This is a genomic window from Gemmata obscuriglobus (assembly GCF_008065095.1).
GTDB lineage: Bacteria > Planctomycetota > Planctomycetia > Gemmatales > Gemmataceae > Gemmata > Gemmata obscuriglobus.
Map to the genome: position 1 here is coordinate 5,994,444 of NZ_CP042911.1, position 18,374 is coordinate 6,012,817.

The following is an 18,374-nucleotide window of genomic DNA, read 5'->3' on the forward strand; positions in this document are numbered from 1 at the left end:
TCTGCTGCGGAAAGCCGGTAGAGAGTGAGACCTAATGTTCGATGACGACGACTTTGGAATTGGCGTGTTGTTACCGTGGCAGATAGGGCTGCTGATCGTGGTCTGCTTGGTCGGGTACGCGATCTGGTACAGCCGTCTGCCTGATGCGGAGAAGGCGGAGATGTGCGCCGCAAAGGCCGCGAAGCTTCACCTGGAGAGTCGGTACGACAAGGAACTCGATTGCCTTGTGAAGATCGACTCCACGCACTGGCAGAAGATCGAAAAGTATAAGAGGTCCGGAATCGTCGAACTTCAAGACGGCGCGAAGCCATGAGCCACTTCTTTTACTCTGACCCGCTTGCTGCTGCTTGGATGGCCTCTCGTTACGAAATGGTCTTCTGCACAGCAACCGGGGAGATCATCGACCGGTGGGTCATCGACAGTCTGATCAGCACGACGCGAAATAACCCAGAAGGCGTGTCTGGAAAGTACACGAAGCTCTTCGTGCATCACGACAGCTTGTTTCTGTTGGAGCCCATCTTGAATGACGTCATTTGGACGGTGCGAGAGGGGTTCTACGAAGTGCAGCGCATCTGCGACGTTTACGATCTGCCCGTTCATAACACTTGGGCGCTGCATCGAATTGCCGAACGAAACGGCATCCCTTTCATGTGGCCCGAGCAGGAGGCAGCATGATCTGCCGTGTTTGCGAAGGAGCCAGTTACCTGCTGTTCCTCAAGCTCCGGGAATACTGGCACTGCCCATGTTGCGGCGGAGCTGGTGTGAGCGTTCAGCACGGCCCGTCGGTGATCGGCCCCGGGACCAGAAGGCGGAAGAAGTCGTGACCCCGCTCGCGCAGACCGCCCTCGACTTCGCGCGAGAGTGCCTCAAGTGGCGGAAGGCGGAGTTCTCAGGAACGTCCCACACGGAATTGATGTGGTTCAACGCCCCGGGCGGAATTCGCTTCCTGCGCTTTGGCGACCTGAGCGCTGTGATGAGTGCTGTCCGCGAATGGTGCGACCGGACGGGATGCCGAATTGAGATGCACTACTCGCCCGATCAGAACGGCTTCGGTGTGCTGTGTGAGGGCGTTGACACCTGGGATGCCGATCCCTGCCACGCGCTCCTCGAAGCTTGCGTTGAAGCCAGTCGAAAACTGAAGATCGCGTAACCGCCCGACAACCTGAACCCCGCGAGCAGAGGCACCGTGCCGCGTGCTCGGGACACCGCGCGCCCAAATGGAGACTCCGATGAGCTTCGATTCGAGACTCGCCGAGGACGTGATGTACGCATCGGCGTTTTGCCTCTGCGATGGATGGCCGGAGCTGGTTGACCTGACCCCGGCCGAACGGCTGGATCGCATCGTCGCGTACTTTGAAGCGGCGTTCATGGCCTACCGCGACGGGCTTGCGGGGTGGGTACCCGAGCCGAGCGCGAATTAAGCACCACGAACTCGCAACAGGAGGAGCGCCGTGTTGACCGTGAAGCAGGCCGCCGCGCACGCCTGCGTGTGCGAGTCTATCACCCGGGCGTGGGTCAAAAGGGGGCTGCTGCCGCACTTCCGCATGAGCGCGTCGGGCAAGCCGGGGCAGGGGAAGATACTGATTCAGGTGGAAGACCTCGACGGCGTGATGGCGGGATTCAAGTTGGGGGCGAAGGAGCCGGAGCCCGCCCCGGCCCCGGTGAATCGGCCGCGTTCGACGTTCAAGCACCTTAAGTTCTGACGCCCGCCTCACCTCGCGGGCCGTTCGCCGCGTCCAGCAGGTGCTCGCAGTCCTTCGACAGCTCCTGGTAGTGCCGGGCCAGCATCCCGGTGTCCCGGTGCCCGAGCAGCGTCGCCACCGTGATCGGGTCGTGCCCCTCCTTCAGCTTGCGGGTCGCGAACAGGTGCCGCAGGTCGTACATGGCGAACCGCTTCTCCCCCTCCCGGGCCTTCGTCGCCCGCTCCCGCCGCCGCTCCGCCAGTGCTGCCACGTGCGCCGCCTTCGCCTTCGCCCGCTCGGCCGGGTCGGCGATCTTGTAGCCCTGGAACCGCGGCAGCTTTGGCACGGCGGCCTCCGCCCCCGACATCTTCACCAACAGCCGCTGGAGCCGGCACACCAGCGCCTGGGCGGTCCACGGGTTGCCGTCCCGGTTGAGGAACAGCGGCCCGGTGGGCCGGAGGGCGGCCAGGCGGGCCAGCGTCGCGTGGGCGGCCGCGGACAGGTAGATCACCCGCCACCGCTTCTTCCCCTTCGCCTCCGGCGGCGGCAGTTCGACCCGGCGGAACTCCGGCCGCAGGTGCCGGGCCTCGATCCGCCGCGCCTCCTGCGGGCGGCACCCGGCCTCGTACGCGAAGGTGAGCAGGTCGCGGAACGGGTCGCTCTCGGCCACGTGCCCCAGCAGCGTCGCGAAGTCGGCCGCCGTCATGGTGGTGTCGCGCTTGGTCCGCCCCGGCTTCTCCACCCCGCGCAGGGGGTTGGCGGCCACGTACCCGAGCTTCTCCGCCCACGCGTACGCGCGGGTGACGTCGCCGATGGCGTTCCGCCGCTGGTTCGGCCCCCAGGCCGGTTTGGAGTCCGCCCACTCGGCCACGTGGAACGGCTTGAGGTCGGCGGCCGGGAGGGTGCGGGCGGTGCGGAGGTGGTCGCAGAACGACTGGACGTGCTTGCGGGCCAGCTCGTAGGTGCGGGGGCTGCGGTGCTTCTGGCACCAGTCGAGAAATTTTTCGAACACGTCGGCGGCGGTGCGGTCGGATCTGTTGGCGGGGGAAGGGGTCGGCTTCTCGGGCCGGGCCATCAGTTCGTGGAACCGGCGGTCGGCCTCCTTCTTGTCGGGGCCGAGGTTGTGCCGGGTGCCGTCGATGGTGACGAAATAGGCGTTACGGTCTTCGCGGAACCAGGGCTTCGGTGTGCGGGCCATAGGAAACACCCCTGAAAAGTGCGTGACAAAAGCCACAGCACCCGTCAGGGGTATTATTCCGTACCGCGATTCTGTACCAAGTGTCCCGTCGCGAAACCGTTCTCGCCACAAACCCTTGGTATTTCAAGCTCCTCGAGCACAACACTCTTCGAACTCCAACAGGTCTCCACGCGCGAGACTTTTCGGCACCGTATCGCGTCGAAGCACTGGAAATCACAGCGTTTCGTGGGAAAGGAGCCTAGGCGTACGCTGTTCACCGATCGGCCGTTCAGATCGCGTTCGGTGTCCGAGGAAAACACTCCTCGAACCTCTCGATGTCTCTCTGCTATTAACTCGCGGGTTCGGCTGTCGTGTCAGCAAAACTGACACCGCCTCCGGTTAACGGGTGCGCGACTTTTGGTCCGTCAAGATCCCGCGCACCGGCATCGCAGCCGTTCGCGGTGCCTCCGTCGAGCCGGTGACCCACTTGCTGATCGACCACGACACCAAACACGCGGCGAACTTTGACACCGTGTTCGAGGCGCAAGAGGTCGAGGTGAAGCGGGTGGGGCCGCGTGCCCCGAACATGAATGCGTACGCCGAGCGTTGGGTGCAGACCCTGCGTCAGGAGTGTCTGCACCACTTCCTCGTACTGGGCGCGGGGCACCTGGGCCACCTGGTAAAGGATTTCGTGGCCCATTACAACGCGGAGCGGCCGCACCAGGCTAAGGACAACATGCCGCTCCCCGTGGCCGACGAGCCGGAGCCGCGGATCCTGACGTTCCCGACCGGCCGGGTGGAGTGCAAGGAGCGGTTCGGTGGGCTGCTGAAGCACTACTACCGGGCCGCAGCCTGACACATCTCGTGCGCTCTCAGCCGCTGAGATGCCGTTGCCGCCGCCCTGCGGTGGGCGGTGCCCGCACGCACCGTCGAGTCGCTTCGGTGTCACTGTGCTGGGTTCTGGGCGGGCCATGCCAGATCTTGAGACATCGACTCGCCGCCCTGACAGGGGCGCCCCCCTTTCGGGACCGCCACCCCACCACGGTCAAGATTTTGCAAAGGACGTTCAAGGCTTTGGCTTGAGCGTCTTTGACAGCTTGTCGTCCTCTAGCCATTGGTTGCAGTCGAATCGCACCGTTGGCCGCCCTTTCCGTGCCACCGTAATGTACTCCAAGTGCCACCCCGCAGCCGGGTTCTTCCCGTCGCTGCGCACCGTTAGGCCGCTCAGTTCGCCCACGTCCTTCACGTTCTTCAGGGTGCAAGTGTCGGTCTGGTTCCGCTCGAACGCGTTGCCTGTAACCAAGTCGTTCAACTTGTGCTCCCCGGTCGAGCCGTCCTTACCGACGATGGTGACGAACACGCCCGCGTCTGTGCCGGCGAGGCTCTTGTCGCTCGTTTTGATCGTGAGCACGTAATCGACGTTAAGGGCACCGGGCAAGACCTTCGGGTTGGTCGGGCGGTCCTCGCCGTTCTGCTTCATGAACACCCGACCGTACCCGGCCGGGTACCGGGCAATGACCATCTGCTTGTCGTTGACCCGCCACTGATTACTGCCATCAAGCGTTTCCGCGAACCCGAGCATTGCGTTGTCCTCAGTCAGTAACACGCCCGCGGGCGCGCCGAGCTTGGCCATTAGCCGGTTCACCTCGTCCTTCGCAAGGAAGCTGAGCTTGATCATGGCGACCGTGTTGTAAGCGGGTGGAACGCGGCGGTAGTCGATCCACCCGCCCTTCGGGTCCAGTTTGAGTTCCTTCTCGTCGAACTCTTTCCGAGTGATCCGCTTGCCATAATCAAGCGGGGGCTGGTCCATCCACTTGTCGAACTCGGTCGCGTCGGCGAGCAATGCCTTCGCCAACTCCTCTGCGGTCAACCCGGTGGCGGACTTGGTAACGTGGTTGAGGACACTGAGTTTCACCTGCTTGATGAAATCCTGCAGGGCCACGAGCCCGAGCGCCTTGGCCACCGTCTCGAACGCCACGACCGTCTTCCCGACCGCGTCCGGCAGGCCTGCCATCGACATCAGCGCCGGCTTGAAGGCGTCGAGGATCTCCCGCGCCTTCGCCAGGTCGGCCTTCCCGGTTGGGTTGAACATCAGCGCGAGCGCAAGTTCGTGGCTCACCTTCGGCAGCTTCTCCAAGCCGGCATCGATGTCCGCGATCCATGCCTTCTGGTACCACGTGAGCGGGGTCGGGATGGCGGTCGCCCGCACGTCGGCGTAGAGCGTGTTGCGCAACGCGGTGAACTGAGCCGCAAGCGTGAGTTTCACGTTGTCGCCGGTGAGCAGTTGGGCGAGGGGCGTGCCCGGACGGCCGGCTATCATCTGTCGGTGAATGAACCCGTCCACCCCGTCGCCGATGCTGGTCTTGTACGTTGGGGCCGGCACGTACTTGTCGAAGTACCCTTCGACGACAATGTGGCGGATTGCGTTCTTCGGTTCGGTCTGGAAGTTGAACGCATCGCCGGTGTAGTAGTTCACGCAGGTGTGCCCGTACAGGTCGCCGGCCGCGTGCGCCAGGAAGCCGGCCACGAACGCGCGCGTGGCCGGCGTGGCGTCCGGCCCTTTCCCAGTGTAGGCCGCCACCCACAGGTGTCGCAGCCACGGGTCGGGCCCGGGACCGTTCTTGTTCACGTCCACGCCGGTCTCGCCGGTGGTTAACTTGCCCGCAGGGTGAATGATCTGCTGCCCGGTCAGGATGTCCGGGAACGCATCCGGCCCCAGCACCCCGGCCCGGAACTGGTCCGGGTATCTCCTGAGTGCCTCCAGGATGCGCGGGTCTACCATGTAGTCGCCGATTTTGACCGGCTTACCGTCCACGCCCTTCCTAAGCTGATTCGTGGTTGGGTCCACCTCGTAGAAGGTGACTAGACCATCGTCGTTCGCATCCTTCATCGCTTCCTCAGCGAGGTAGACGTGCGTTTTGGGCTTCCACGCGAGCGCCGGCTGCGAGGCGAAAGGCAGTATGCACACTGCGACTGCGGAGAGATAAACGTGACGGAACACGCGGGCTCCTCGGGGTCGGGAAAGGCGGCAAGGTGAACAGCAACAATCTGTGTTGGGCATGAATGCGGCGCCGGCTCCCTAACTGACCGTAATAATCGCAAAAACGATAATTGTTTTTAGAAACAAACACAAATCCGTGTACCGATCGAGCTCCACTTAACGCCTGCCCGTCGCTTGTACCAAGTACGCCTTCCGCCGTTCGATCCGGTCCTTCGGTACCCCCGGCCAGTTGGCTGGATCGGCCATCACTTTGGCTAACCCGACCGAGTCGTTCTTGACTGCCAAGGGCTGCACTAGTTTTCGCGACGCCGGTGTGTAGTCGCCCCGGAAACGGAGGTCGACAAGCACATCTCGCACCTTCGGATCGAGCTTGTCCCAGTCCACTTTGCCGTAGGTCTCAACTACATCATTCTTTTCGCAGATCCGCTTCACGTCAGCAGCCGCCTCGTCGTAGCTGATGGCGAACAGAGCCTTCTGCTGGGCTCGGGTGATTTCCACTTCGGCGAGGTTGGCTTTGACGTAGGCTTTGGCGTCGTCGCCCTTCTTACCAGCCCCGTCGGCCAGAGACTTAGCGGTCGGTCCTGGCACCCCCGCTGCCGTCAAGTCTTTCTCGGCCTGCGCGATCGACCGCTCCTTCAGGTCGTACCCGCGGCCGATCGTCACACCGGACGACGCCGACGGGACGTGCGGGCGCCGGCTGAAGTGCACTGATTTGGGGTCATCGTTCCCCTCGGCGTCGAACGTGAGCTGGCCGCGCGGAACTTTGAGATCGTCGTTTGCGGCAGTAGAGGTTGTAACGACGATGGCGAGTAGACAGGCGGCGAACGGGAGCCGGATCATTTCGGACCTCGGGTTCGGGTACAGCAACGTTGCGATCAGGTCGGCCCGGTCACTTAAACTTGATTACCCAATAAACGACCACGTTCACCGGACGTGTCTCAGCATCGCCACCACCGGTGATCTCGTGGACGTGGTCACCGTCTTTTTCAAGTGGCAGTTGGCTCTTTTTGTTTTCATCGTTAATACTGGTTACTGTGTGGGCATTTTCCGCGGCGCCACCCGCTTTTCGGGATGCTTTGAGTTCCATCTTGAGAGGGTGGCTGTGAGCACCCTTTTTATCAGTTGTGAACGCGTCCTTGCCGGCGGGGCGCGCCGTCGCGTATCCCTGGCTCAGACCAACTGTTCGTGGCTCGCCTTTGTCTCGACCAGCTGGGCCCATGAAGGGGGACGTGTCGAGACCGCGGAGGAAGTACCCCCGGTAGTCGGGTAAGTGGAGAGCGTGTGGTGCCGACCTCTGTGGGATATAATTTGGACCGTCCAAAACAGCTCTCAGTTCCCACAGATCGGCGCGAACCCCGTCGAGGGACTTGTCCTCCCACTTCCGGCCGTCGCACAGGAGCCAACCGATTTCCGCCTCGGTCCAAACACCGCCGTCGCTCCTCTTCGGCGGCCATGTCCCAGCGAACGCCGTAACCGTCCCGACCGGCGGGCTGGTCCGCGACAGGTGGGAAACGTCTTCGGCCGTCTTGGTCGTCGTCAGGCGGTCGGCTAAGAGGGCGGCCTTCAATTCAGCAACCTCCTGGCGCAGTTTGGCCACATCGTCGGACTCGGCTGGCTTCATTCCGAACACCGCCACGGCCGCTACCACGGCCGCTCCGCACCCTGCCGCGGTGAGCCCCGATCGCCTGGTCATAGCTGCTCCCGGATGAAACGGTTCGATCGGCGGTCCAAGTCCGCTACTTCGGGCTCGTAAAAGCCGCGAACGGGATGAGGACCCGGAACTCCGCGCCCTCCCGCTCCCATTTCTTCGCCTCGCCCGCCCGCCAGCTTTCGGGGTCGTTCGGTTGGGCGGCCAGTACGGGGCCGAGCACATACACGCGCCACTCGCCCGCGGCCGGCCACATTTTTACTCTCCCATCCCAGAGCCCGGGCAGGTCCTTCTTCAGGTCGTTGAGCAGTATGGCCTCCGGGACGCTCGCCGCGATTTTCTTCGGATCCGGCCGTTTGGTCGCCGGCGCGAACCGGTCACCCATCTTCCCGTACAGCCGGCCGAGGTCGGGCGGGACGATCAACAACCAGTAGTCACCGAGCTGGCTGATTACCTCGAACCGGTCCTTCGGGCAGATCACCTGGGCGTGGGCCGGGAAGACGTAGTACGACTTGGTTGGATCAGCAGTCAGCTCGTAACCGCCGTAGCCGGCTGCGCCGGGAGGCGGGGTCGGTGCGGCCAGCAGCCGCATCCGGCCTAGGACGCGGGCCCGGTACTCGGGCGGGACGTCTGCCAGCGCCAGTTCCCGGTCTCCGTTTCGCATGGGGGTAGTCAGCCACTCGACCTGTGGCCCGGGCGGCTTGGCGCCTGCCGCCGGGTAGTGACCGCGGACCCAATACGGGTCTGGAAGAGTCGTGCCGGCCTTGGCGACGATTTCGTCCAATGCGACGACGACGGCTAATAACTTTTCCTCGACCTTGGGGGCCGCGTCGGTTCCGGTCAGGAGGCTGACGGCGGTTGTGTAGTGTGTCGTGACTTTGTCGTTTACGCGCCCGTTCCCGACCCCGGCTTGCCCGACCAACCGAACCCACCGGAGCATCCCGACCACCCCGGTCGCCGCCCGCCGAAGGGCGTCGGGGTTCGGTGACTGTTCACCGGGCCGGGCCGCGGCGGTGCGGACCCCGAGCACGCCCGACACCCCCGACAGGGGACTCGGCTCGAACTTCTCGCCCTTCTCGACCTGCGGGTTGACCCCCCACCGGAGGCAGTCCGAGTAGGTGCGCTGGACGGCCGCCCGGCTCGCGTCGCGTCGCATCGTTGCGGCCTCCAAGTCGAGGGCCTTTGCCTCGGCGGTGAGGTCGGCGATCTCGCGCGCGAGGTCGGCCGCCCGCTTCCGCAACTCGGCCACCTCCTTATGGAGCGCGTCCTTCTCCCCCAACTTCTCGGCCCACTTGACCCGGACATCGGCCGAATCTTTCAGGAGCGTGTCGATATCCAGTTTGGTTTCGGCGTCCTGGAGTTCTCCCTTGGCGTCCTTGATTTTCCCTTCAAACTCGACCAACGTGTCGCGGACAGACGCCACTGTGGCTGTCACCCCGTTCGGGCCGCGGGCGATGTCCCGCAACTGGTTCTCGTCCTTCGCATCCTGGGCGGCGTTGATCGCGGCCAAGAGCGCGGCGCTCTTCTTCTTGATCGAGTCTACCATCGCGCCGATCGCCAGCTCCTCGACCTTCGCCTTGTACGCTTCGATCCGGGCCCTCGTCCGGGCGATCTCCTTGGCCGTCGCCCGTTCAACGGCCGTGACCGCTCCGTTGGCGTCGAGAACGACAACCAGGTTGCCGGTGAGCACCTGTGCGAGCAACCGGCGGGCTCCCTCGCCCGCCGCACCGGCTGCCCCGGCCGCGTCCTTTAGCTTCGCCTTCGCGGTGTCGACGGCGGCCTTGGCCCGGGCCGCATCCTTCTGAAGGTCCGCCGGGAGCACCGCAACCAGCTCGTCGATCGCCTTTGGCAGTTCGGTCTTGAGCGTGGCGTCGTCGAACCCACTCAGCCGGCCCCACTTTTCGACCCGGGCCTTGATGTCCGCGACCACCGTTCCGCCGCTCTCCAGCACGTCCTTCAGCGCCGCCGCAAGGGCGTCGTTCTTGAGCTTGATCCCGGCCTTTCCAAGGTCGACCTTGATCGTCCCCCGAACTGGGTCGAACTCGACCGGCAGGTCCAGGTGGACGGCCGCAACTAGTGGGGCAACGACCTTTCGGAACTCGGCCGGGGCGAGCGTCTTGAGCTGGTCAAGGAATTTCTTTCCGTCTTCCCCGAGCTTCGTCACGTCCGCTCGGCGGTCGGCGACCCACCCCTTGACGTCCCCCCACCCCTTCTTCATGTCGGCGCTGCCCCACTTGCCGATGGTCAGGTCACCGAGTCTGGCGACGTCATCGACCACCTCCCCGAGTTGCCCCAGGGCCTGAAGCGGGTTGTCCCAGTTGATCTGGCCCAGCTTCTCAGCGATGGTCAGGGCTTGGTCGACGGCCGTCCCGATGGCCAGGCTGGCCCCGCCGGTGAACGGTGCCAGAACGACGGTCACCACCTTGACGATCGCCTTCAAGATGGACAGGAACGAGGTCTTCTTGCTGTCCTCGATCTTCTGGGCAATGTGCTCCAGCTTCGGTCGGAGTGCGTCGAGGTCCTTGACCGCCTGCTCAACGATCTCGGTCGCCTTGGTCTGGGCCGCGAGCAGGGCGTCGACCTGGGCCGCAGCCAGGTCGCAGGTCCGCCGGGCCAGCTCCAACCGCTTGCCGGCCGCCGCTGCGTCGCCACCTTGAGCCTTTTTCAGCAGGTCGTTCGCCTCGACGGCGAGGCGGGCGACCTCAACCTCCAACTCGGCGGCCCGCGCGAGGAGGGCCGCCATCTCCCGCCCCTTGGCGGCAATCTCTACCCCGAGCCGGGCGGAGGCGTGCTCCAGTTCGCGCACGTCGGCCTTGTCCCGGCGGACCGCGTATCGGTCCCTCAGGTCGTCCTCGTGTTGGGCGTCTGCCAGAGCTTTGCGCAGGTCGCCGAGGGCGTCCGTCACGTCTTTCTTGTACGCGGCAAACGATTTCTCCGGCATCGCCGTCAGGTCCCACTCGGCACCCCCGAGGTGCGTGGCCAACCCGCGCAGGGCCGGCGGGCCGTCGACCGGACCCGCCTGGTAGGCGTCCCGGATGGCGCGCTGAAGATCGGCCATCCCCCGGACCTGGCCGGCGACGGCCGCGAGGTCGTCCCCGAGCCGCTTCCGCTCAGCGGCCGACGCCTGCCGGCCCCAGTCCAGCCGGATCGGCAGGTCGCCGAGCAGTGGAGCGCTCTCCCGGGAAGCGACCCAGAAGGCCGTACGCGGCGGGACGTGGGCGGCGAGGTGGCCCCGGTCGAGGGCGTCGATCTCTTTGAGGTGCGTGGTGAGATCGGCCACGAACCCCTTCGGGTCGTCCCCGGCGAGCACTTTGAACCGCTGCTGTTCGAGTTTGGGCAGTTTGGCCTCCCACCGGAGGTAGCCGTTGGCCCCGCGAACGGCGTCCAGGACGGCCCGGTCGAAGTGCCCGGCCGCGGGGGCGTGATTCCACCGGACCGGGGCGGCCGAGGCAGTTTTGCCGGCGGTCGGGTCGTCGGCGAAACATCCTGGCAGTTTGCACGTCTCCCAATATTTCGCCAGGCCGTTCGGGGCGGCGTCGTCGGTGAGTACGAGCGCGCCCTCGCCGCGGTAGCTGTACAAGAACACGTAGCGCAGCCAGATGGCGGCCGCTGGCAGGGTTTCGTCGTCTTTGCCGGCATCGGGTGGCCCGACCGCTTCCTTCAGCCAGTCGATCACCTCGATTGCCTCTTTTTCGGCCTTGCCTGCCGGAAGGCGCTCCTGGTACCCCTTTCCGTCAGCCCGCGCGGACCGGAAGGCTTCGGTCACCTTCTCGAGTACCTTCGGGTCGCGGAGTGCGGTTCGCACTTTGGCGAAGAGACTGAGCCGCTCGAGGGATCGGCTGACCGGCAGCCACTGCGGTCCCTCAGCTGGGCGTGGCCCCGGCTTGTCGGGATCGAAATCGAAGCTGATCTTGAACGACAGCCGGGAGAGCCACTCCGCCACAGGCGCCAAGTCCGGCCCGGCGCCGGCCGGACCGTTCCCCCGCCATGTGTCGAGCTGAAGGTTGACCAGCCGCCACACCGAGAGCAGCCCGCGGGCGTCCGGCTCCGGTGCGTCGCCGGGGCGGCCGAGGATGTCGGCCGTGGCCGGGATGAAGTCGGCGTGTTCGGCGGCCATGTAATCGGGCCGCTTGTCCGTTCCCCAAGGCTTGCGGAATCCGAGATCGACGACGAACCCGGTGGAGTCGGCAAGCCGGCGGCGGAGCGGGTCGGGCTGCCTCTCGGCCACAGCGATCCGCAGGTAGATGCCGAGGAGGAGTTCGAGGGCCGACCGCTCCTTATTCCCGATGGCAATTAGCGCTTCGGTGTGCCGACCGGCCGGCTGTTCCGCCTTGGCGGCGGTTTCCGCGAGCCGGGCGAAAGTGGCCCACCCGTGTAGCCACGCCAGGGCCCGGTAGCGGAGCGCACGCTCTTTTAGTTCGTGGTCGGCGACGCCCGGCCCCAGTTTGGAGATCTCGGCGCCGAGTGCGTCGACCTGTTTCAGGTTCTCGTTCAACGTACGAGCGAGTTCGCCGACCTCCTCGGGCCGGGGCTGCTTCCGGTCGACCGACTCGTACAGGGCTTTCAGCGCCTGGTTCAGCCGGGCCGCCGCGGATGCCGGACGGGTCACGTCGACCGCCGCCGGCTTCGGACGCTGGTCGGCTCCGACGAACGGCAGGGCCGCCGTCAGGGCAATGATGGATGCGATCGCACCGAACTGGGTGAGCCGGTTCATACGTGCGCCTCGGGGAGTCTGGCCGTTCGGAAGGTCGCTTCGTGACTACTTGACGCGGATCAGGAAAAAGAGCTCCTGGTATGCGGGCTGATTGGCGCCTGAAGTGTCGCCGCCGTCCGCGTCCTTACCGTTCTTGTCCCCAACGAACCCGGTGAGCGGGTGCTCGTGTGCCCCGCCTTTCTCGGTCGGCGGGCCGTTGAGGTAGTCGTAGGTCCGGCCCCGGTAGTTCGGGATTTCGACGTAGCTGTTCCGGTCAGTGCTGGTACTGCCGTCGAACGTTGGAATGCGGTGCTCGTGTTCGCCATTTCTCCCGACCGCGAGTCCGGAAATGTTGGCGAGCTTCAGCGCCGGCAGGTTGTTGCTTCCACCGGCAGCCTTGGCCAAGTCGGCGACGGTATTCCGTCCGGCGGTCGCTCCTTTCGGGAACCGGTCGACGAGGTTCGGCTTTGTCCCGGTCAGGATCGCCCCGTTCGTCTCCACCGGCTTACCGTCGCACACCTCCCATCCGGGCGGGACACTTGCTCGGTCGCCCCACCACATGACGACCGTACCGATTGGCGGGCGCGTTTTCGACAACTCCGAAAGTTGCTCGTTGGCTTCCGTCAGCTTGAGTTCCAGAGCGCCGGCCAGCCGCGTGAGTTCCTCGACCTGTTTCGCTAAGGGGTCGGGGGCTACGCCCGCCAGCGGGGCGGCGAACAACTCGCGGCGGGTCGGGTCCACGTGCTCGCCTCGTTATGGGGGGCAGGCGATCTTTTCATCGCCGAACGCTATCAAAACCTTTTGAGCCAACGCGTAAGTCAAGCACGCAGTCCGCAAGGACGCGTTCTTGCGTTACGACCGGGTGGTTCAGGTGAGACGTCTTGAGGTCCCATACGGCATTCCCAACTGTGACGTACTTCAAGTGGAACCTTACGGACTTCCAGTTGGTAATATCCGCCCCAAGTCCACCGAGTTTAAGTTCACTGCTTGCTCGACGGTCGAGCAAGAAAAATCTTAAAATAGGTTTTGGTCACGGAGAACGGCTGCGTGAATCCGTCAATGCGCCAACTCGCCGGCGCCACCACAATTTCACCCACCGGATTTATTTCGCCCATTACCGGATGAGGGTCGCCGACAGACGCGCTGTTCCAGTTCCCCGCGCACACAGCCGCGGCTAATTGAGGTTCGATCGTCGCTATCGAACTAGCTCGTTTTCCTACTCGCTATCCACCCTTCAATGCGGATTCCCACTGTGCCCGGGTTACTCGGCGAGTGGCACTTGCGGCACGTGATGCGGGAGCTCGTGGCCCATTACAACAAGGAGCGCCCGCACCAAGCGAAGGATAACGTGCCGCTCCCCGAAGCCGAAAATCCTGACGTTCCCGACCGACGTGGTGAAGTACAAGGAGCGGCTTGGTGAGCTCCTCAAGCACTACTACCGAGAGCAACCGCCTGAGCCCCTCGGAATCGTCCCTCACCCGCGACACAAACACATTACCGCGGCCCGGCGATGTGATGCCCGCACGCGCCGACTGCTCGTTCCAGCGCCGTCGCGCTGGTTGTCGGGCGTGCAAAATTGTTGAGACATCGGCTCGCCGCGCGAACTGCGGTCAACCACTGCCGCAGCCGCCGTTCGGCCGCGGACAAGGTTTTTGCACGGAACGTGTCCGGCGTCGTCCACCGATGTTAAACTAACGCCCTTCGCGGGAACAGCGCCGCGCAGAAACAATTACATTTGGCTGTTCTTCGACGAATGCCCCCGTACCGCTTTTCTCGCCGCAGCGTTGCCCGAAATCGCATCGGCCGGTTCGGGGCGCCCGACCGCATCGCCAGCGAAGACCACTCGCTCCAACCGAGGGGCGGTCCGCGGCTCGCACGGGTGCGCGCTACGACGGCGCGCGGTCGGGCGGCGGAGCGACTGGCTGCCGGGGCCGGGGGCCGGTCGAGCAACTCTCCGGTGCCGCGTGTCGCGTGGCGGGGATGCTCATGAGCCCAAAAACGAACTGGGTCACCGTCACGGATTCGCGCTACCAGTGGGAGCGCGACGCCCTCGATTTCGTCCGCGACCGCTGGCCCGACCACGAGCCGTACCGTGCGTGGTCGAACTTCGAGTTCATTGCGCTCGACGGCAGCATCAACGAGGTTGACCTGCTGCTGCTCACCCCGATGGGCTTCTTCCTCGTCGAGATCAAAAGCCGGCCGGGGCGGGTGTCCGGCGATGCGGGCACCTGGACGTGGGACACCGAGGGCCGACTCGTCACCGTCGGGAACCCGCTCCTCGCTGCCAACCTGAAGGCCAAGAAGCTCCGCGCGCTGCTCGAGCGCCAAAAGGCGGTTAAGGTCAAGGGCGGTCTGCCGTTTGTGGAGCCGCTCGTTTTCCTTTCCGCGCCGGGGCTTCAGTGCGATCTGCGCGACACGGCGGTTTACGGCGTCTGCCTGCGTGACGCGGACGCCGAGGGCGGCCGGCCGGAGCGGGCCGGAATACTCGCTGCGGTCAAGAGGCGCGAGTGCCCCGGCCTGAAGCCGAAGCACGGCCCGTTCATCGACCGCCCACTCGCGAAGATCGTCAGTCAGGCCATCCAGCAGGCGGGAATCCCGAACCAGCACCGCCAGCGGCGGGTGAGCGACTACGTGCTCGGTCGACTCCTCGACGAGGGGCCCGGCTACCAGGACTGGGAGGCGTCCCACGTCCAGAACGTCGGCGGCAAGCGGCGCGTCCGCCTCTACCTCGTGTGGAACGAGGCCACGGCCGACGACCGGCAGATGGTCGAGCGGGCCGCCCGGCGGGACTACCAACTGACCGAGGCCCTCCAGCACCCCGGCGTTCTCCGGACCCTCGGCTACACCGAGCACGAGATCGGCCCGGCGGTCGTCTTCGAGCACGACCCGAACGCACTCCGGCTCGACCACTATCTCGCTCAGCGGGGCGACCGGCTGGGGGCCGACGTGCGGCTCGATCTGCTCCGACAGATCGCGGAGGTCGTCCGGTTCGCCCACGAGAAGAAGGTCGTCCACCGGGGCCTCTGCCCGCGGAGCATCCTCGTCCACGACCCGGACGGGCCGCGGCCGCGGGTGAAGGTGCACAACTGGCAGGTCGGCTACCGGGTCGGCGGGTCGTCGTCGGGCGGGACGCGGGACATCACCGCCACCTCACACGTTGATCTGCTGGTGGAGGACGCGGGAACGGCGTACATGGCTCCGGAGGCGGTCCTGCCCGCCGACACCGCCGGCGAGCACCTCGACATCTTCTCACTGGGGGCCGTCGCCTACCACGTCTTCACCGGCACGCCGCCGGCCGGCAACCGGCTGGAGCTGGCCGAGAAGTTACGGCAGACCCGCGGGCTGCTCGTGAGCGACGCCCTGAACGGGGCGGCACCCAGCCTCCAGGAGTTGGTGCAGTACAGCACCCACCCGGACGTGACGAGCCGCGTCGACTCGGCCGCCGACTTCCTGGCCGGGCTCGACCTCGTCGAGGAGGAGTTGACCGCCCCGACGACGGATGCGCTGGTCGACCCGGTGCGGGCTCAGAAGGGGGACGCGCTTCCCGGCGGGTTCACCGTCGTCCGCCGGCTCGGCCAGGGGGGCACGTCGGTTGCGCTGCTGGTCGAGCGGGAAGGTGAAGAGTACGTCCTCAAGGTTCCAAACACCGCGGACGACGAGCCGCGGTTGCGGGCCGAGGGCGAGGTGCTCGCCAAATTGCGGCACCCCCACGTCATCGAGTACGTTCAGCCACAGAAGCTGTCTGGCCTCCCGTACCTGTTGCTGCGGTCGGCCGGGCCGGAGACGCTCGGCCAGCGGCTGCGGAAGGAGGGGCGGCTGCACCTGGACCTGCTCCAGCGGTTCGGGGAGGATCTGCTGGAGGTGGTGAAGTACCTGGAGGAACAGGGCATACCGCACCGGGACATCAAGCCCGACAACATTGGCGTCGGCCCGGTCGGACGCGGGGACATGCTCCACGTTGTCCTGTTCGACTTCTCCCTGTCCCGCACGCCGCCGGAGAACGTTGAGGCCGGCACCAAGGCGTACCTCGACCCGGCCCTCCCGCGGCGCAAGCGGTGGGACCTGGCCGCCGAGCGGTACGCGGCCGCCGTCACCCTGTTCGAGATGGCCACCGGCACGCTCCCGCGGTGGGGCGACGGCCGGAGCGAGCCGTCGCAGCTCGACTGCGAGGCGACGGTCGACGAGGAGCTGTTCGACCCGACCCTGCGGGACGCCTTCGTCCTGTTCTTCCGCAAGGCCCTCCGCCGGGAGGCCCGCGAGCGGCACGACAACGCCGACGAGATGCTCCGGGCGTGGCGAGACTGTTTCGCGGCCATCGGGCCGCCGGACGCCGGGGAACTGAACGAAGAAGAACTCCGGGCGAGGCTGGAGGGGGCGACGTTCGACTCGTCGGTCCACGAACTGGGGCTGGGGACGCGGGCGACCAACGCTCTGGACCGGGCCAACATGCTGACCGTCGAGGACATGCTCAGCGTGTCCATGCGGCGGCTGCTGCGGTTGCGCGGCGTCGGCAACAAGACGCGGCGGGAGATCGCGTCCGCCGTCAAGATCCTGCGGGCCCGACTGGGCACCCCGCAGGCCGACGCGACGGTGGCCGTAGAAGAGCCCGAAGAGCCGCCGACGGGTGCCCCCGGTCGATTGAGCGTCGATCTGCTGGTTCAGCGGCTCACCCGCTCCAGCCCGCGCGAGGGGGGCACGGCCAAGCAGTCGGTCATCGCCCTGCTCGGACTTGAGGAGTCGCTCCCGAACCCCTGGCCCAGCCAGGCGGACGTATCACGGTTCATCGGCGTGACGCGGGCCAGGGTCGGGGCGGTCATCAGCAAGGTGATCGACCGCTGGGGCCGTGACAAGGCCCTGACCGCCCTCCGCGGCGACCTTGCCGGGCTGCTGGTGACGGCCGGTGGGGTGATGACCGCCGGGGAACTCGGCGACGCAATCCTGGCCGCCCGCGGGTCGGTGGCGGAGGAGCCCCAGCGGTCGCTGCTCGGCCGGGCCATCGCACGCGCCGCGGTCGAGGTCGAGAGGACGATGTCCGAGCCGCGGTTCCTCGTCCGCCGCGACGACACGCGGACGCTCGTCGCCCTGCACCCGGCCCTGGCTGACCACGCCGCCCGGCTCGGCGACCGGGCCGACGAACTGGCCCGCGAGGACCCGTTGGCTTCTCCGACGCGGGCGTTGCAGGTTCTCCGCGAGGTGCCGGCCCCGGCCGGGTTCGAGCCGCTGGCCGACTCCCGGCTCCTGCGGCTGGCCGCCGCGGCGTCGGTCGAGGCCGCGGTGTCGAGCCGTCAGGAGATCTACCCCCGCGGGATGGACGCCCTCCGGGCTCTGCGGCTGGCGCAGGGAGCCCTCGGCAACGTGAAGGTGCTCACCGTCGAGCAGGTCCGCGACCGGGTGGCCGGACGCTACCCGGACGCCCAGCCGCTGCCGGAGCGGCCACAGTTGGACGAGTTGCTGGAGGCGGCCGACGTCGGCTTGCGGTGGAACCCGGACGCCGCCGACGGCCGCGGCGGGTACGTCTCCCGCTTCCAGGAGACGGTGTCGGTTACCACGGCCAGCACGCCGCCACAACGGCAACCGACCGCGTCCGGCCACGCGCCTCGCGAGACGTTCTCGCCGGAGGAGGCCGACGCCCGCCTGTTCGAGGAGAAGTTGCGGCGGTCCCTCAAGGAAGGGGCGTTCCTCACTTTGCTGGTCGCTCAGCGATCGTATCAGCAAGCCCTCGGTGAGCTGCAAAGCGAGCGCTTCTCGCTGAAGACCATCGACGCCGACCGGCTGATCATCGACTCCCTCCGCGAGACGGCGGGCAAGGCCCGCGTCGATTGGCCCCTCGTCCTGCGGGCCGACTCCCACACCGGCAACGGCGACTGGGCGAAGTTGATGATGCTGGTCGGCCGGGCGATGCCGCGGGTCGAGGAACGACTCGCCGGGTCCGACTCCACGATCCTGCTCCTGAACCCCGGCCTGCTGGCCCGGTACGACAAACTAGACCTGCTCGAAAAGCTCCGGGACCGCGTCGGGCGGCCCGGCGGCCCCGCGGGTCTGTGGCTGCTCTTGCCGAACCAGCAGCCGATGATCGACGGGAAGGCCGTGCCGCTGCTCAGCCCCGCCCAGCGGGTCCACGTCCCGGAGAGCTGGGTCGAGAACCGTCACCGGGCCTAGGAGGAAGCTCCCGC

13 protein-coding genes are annotated in these 18,374 nt (G+C 66.2%); 7 read left to right on the forward strand and 6 right to left on the reverse strand.

Annotated elements, in window-relative coordinates; genetic code table 11:
• The first annotated feature begins 34 nt into the window (after positions 1 to 34).
• The 5 genes from GobsT_RS25155 (at position 35) to GobsT_RS25175 (ending at position 1,703) form a co-directional block, all read left to right on the forward strand.
• The gene (locus GobsT_RS25155; RefSeq protein ID WP_010033195.1) at positions 35 to 313 is read left to right on the forward strand and encodes a hypothetical protein; all 279 of its coding nucleotides are present in this window, start codon (positions 35 to 37) and stop codon (positions 311 to 313) included.
• The gene (locus GobsT_RS25160; protein ID WP_010033194.1) at positions 310 to 675 is read left to right on the forward strand and encodes a hypothetical protein; all 366 of its coding nucleotides are present in this window, start codon (positions 310 to 312) and stop codon (positions 673 to 675) included. Before GobsT_RS25155 ends, GobsT_RS25160 begins: the two co-directional genes overlap by 4 nt.
• A 145-nt stretch (positions 676 to 820) precedes the next feature.
• On the forward strand, positions 821 to 1,150 hold the full coding sequence (locus GobsT_RS25165; protein ID WP_010033193.1) for a hypothetical protein: 330 nt from the start codon (positions 821 to 823) through the stop codon (positions 1,148 to 1,150).
• A 79-nt stretch (positions 1,151 to 1,229) separates the two neighbouring features.
• Entirely contained in the window at positions 1,230 to 1,421 is a 192-nt protein-coding gene (locus tag GobsT_RS25170) for a hypothetical protein (RefSeq protein ID WP_010033192.1), read from the forward strand.
• Between the two features lie 30 nt (positions 1,422 to 1,451).
• Positions 1,452 to 1,703 (forward strand): MerR family transcriptional regulator, encoded by a 252-nt coding sequence (locus tag GobsT_RS25175; protein WP_010033191.1) that lies wholly within the window; start codon positions 1,452 to 1,454, stop codon positions 1,701 to 1,703.
• On the opposite strand, the gene GobsT_RS25180 is transcribed toward GobsT_RS25175, so the two are convergent.
• Positions 1,693 to 2,880: a tyrosine-type recombinase/integrase gene (locus GobsT_RS25180; protein WP_010033189.1), complete on the reverse strand. Its 1,188-nt coding sequence runs from the start codon at positions 2,878 to 2,880 to the stop codon at positions 1,693 to 1,695. The two genes, GobsT_RS25175 and GobsT_RS25180, sit on opposite strands and share 11 nt — an antisense overlap.
• 385 nt (positions 2,881 to 3,265) lie before the next feature.
• Here GobsT_RS25180 and GobsT_RS25185 point away from each other — a divergent pair, with 385 nt between their 5' ends.
• The gene (locus tag GobsT_RS25185; RefSeq protein WP_010033185.1) at positions 3,266 to 3,715 is read left to right on the forward strand and encodes an integrase core domain-containing protein; all 450 of its coding nucleotides are present in this window, start codon (positions 3,266 to 3,268) and stop codon (positions 3,713 to 3,715) included.
• Positions 3,716 to 3,925: 210 nt separating this feature from the next.
• Here GobsT_RS25185 and GobsT_RS25190 read toward each other — a convergent pair whose 3' ends face one another.
• The 5 genes from GobsT_RS25190 to GobsT_RS25210 form a co-directional block, all read right to left on the reverse strand.
• Positions 3,926 to 5,827, reverse strand: coding sequence for a PLAT/LH2 domain-containing protein (locus GobsT_RS25190; protein ID WP_029600608.1), 1,902 nt, complete (start codon positions 5,825 to 5,827; stop codon positions 3,926 to 3,928).
• A gap of 189 nt (positions 5,828 to 6,016) precedes the next feature.
• Positions 6,017 to 6,700, reverse strand: coding sequence for a pesticin C-terminus-like muramidase (locus tag GobsT_RS25195; protein ID WP_010033176.1), 684 nt, complete (start codon positions 6,698 to 6,700; stop codon positions 6,017 to 6,019).
• Positions 6,701 to 6,749: 49 nt separating this feature from the next.
• Positions 6,750 to 7,481 carry a phage tail protein gene (locus GobsT_RS25200; protein WP_148087868.1) on the reverse strand — a complete coding sequence of 244 codons (732 nt, stop codon included), beginning with the start codon at positions 7,479 to 7,481 and terminating at the stop codon, positions 6,750 to 6,752.
• A gap of 115 nt (positions 7,482 to 7,596) precedes the next feature.
• Entirely contained in the window at positions 7,597 to 12,222 is a 4,626-nt protein-coding gene (locus tag GobsT_RS25205; protein WP_010033173.1) for a hypothetical protein, read from the reverse strand.
• A 45-nt stretch (positions 12,223 to 12,267) separates the two neighbouring features.
• The gene (locus tag GobsT_RS25210) at positions 12,268 to 12,942 is read right to left on the reverse strand and encodes a phage tail protein (protein WP_010033172.1); all 675 of its coding nucleotides are present in this window, start codon (positions 12,940 to 12,942) and stop codon (positions 12,268 to 12,270) included.
• 1,245 nt (positions 12,943 to 14,187) lie between these two features.
• Here GobsT_RS25210 and pglW point away from each other — a divergent pair.
• Complete coding sequence (gene pglW, locus GobsT_RS25215; RefSeq protein WP_010033169.1) at positions 14,188 to 18,360, forward strand: BREX system serine/threonine kinase PglW; 4,173 nt, start codon at positions 14,188 to 14,190, stop codon at positions 18,358 to 18,360.
• Positions 18,361 to 18,374: the final 14 nt, after the last annotated feature.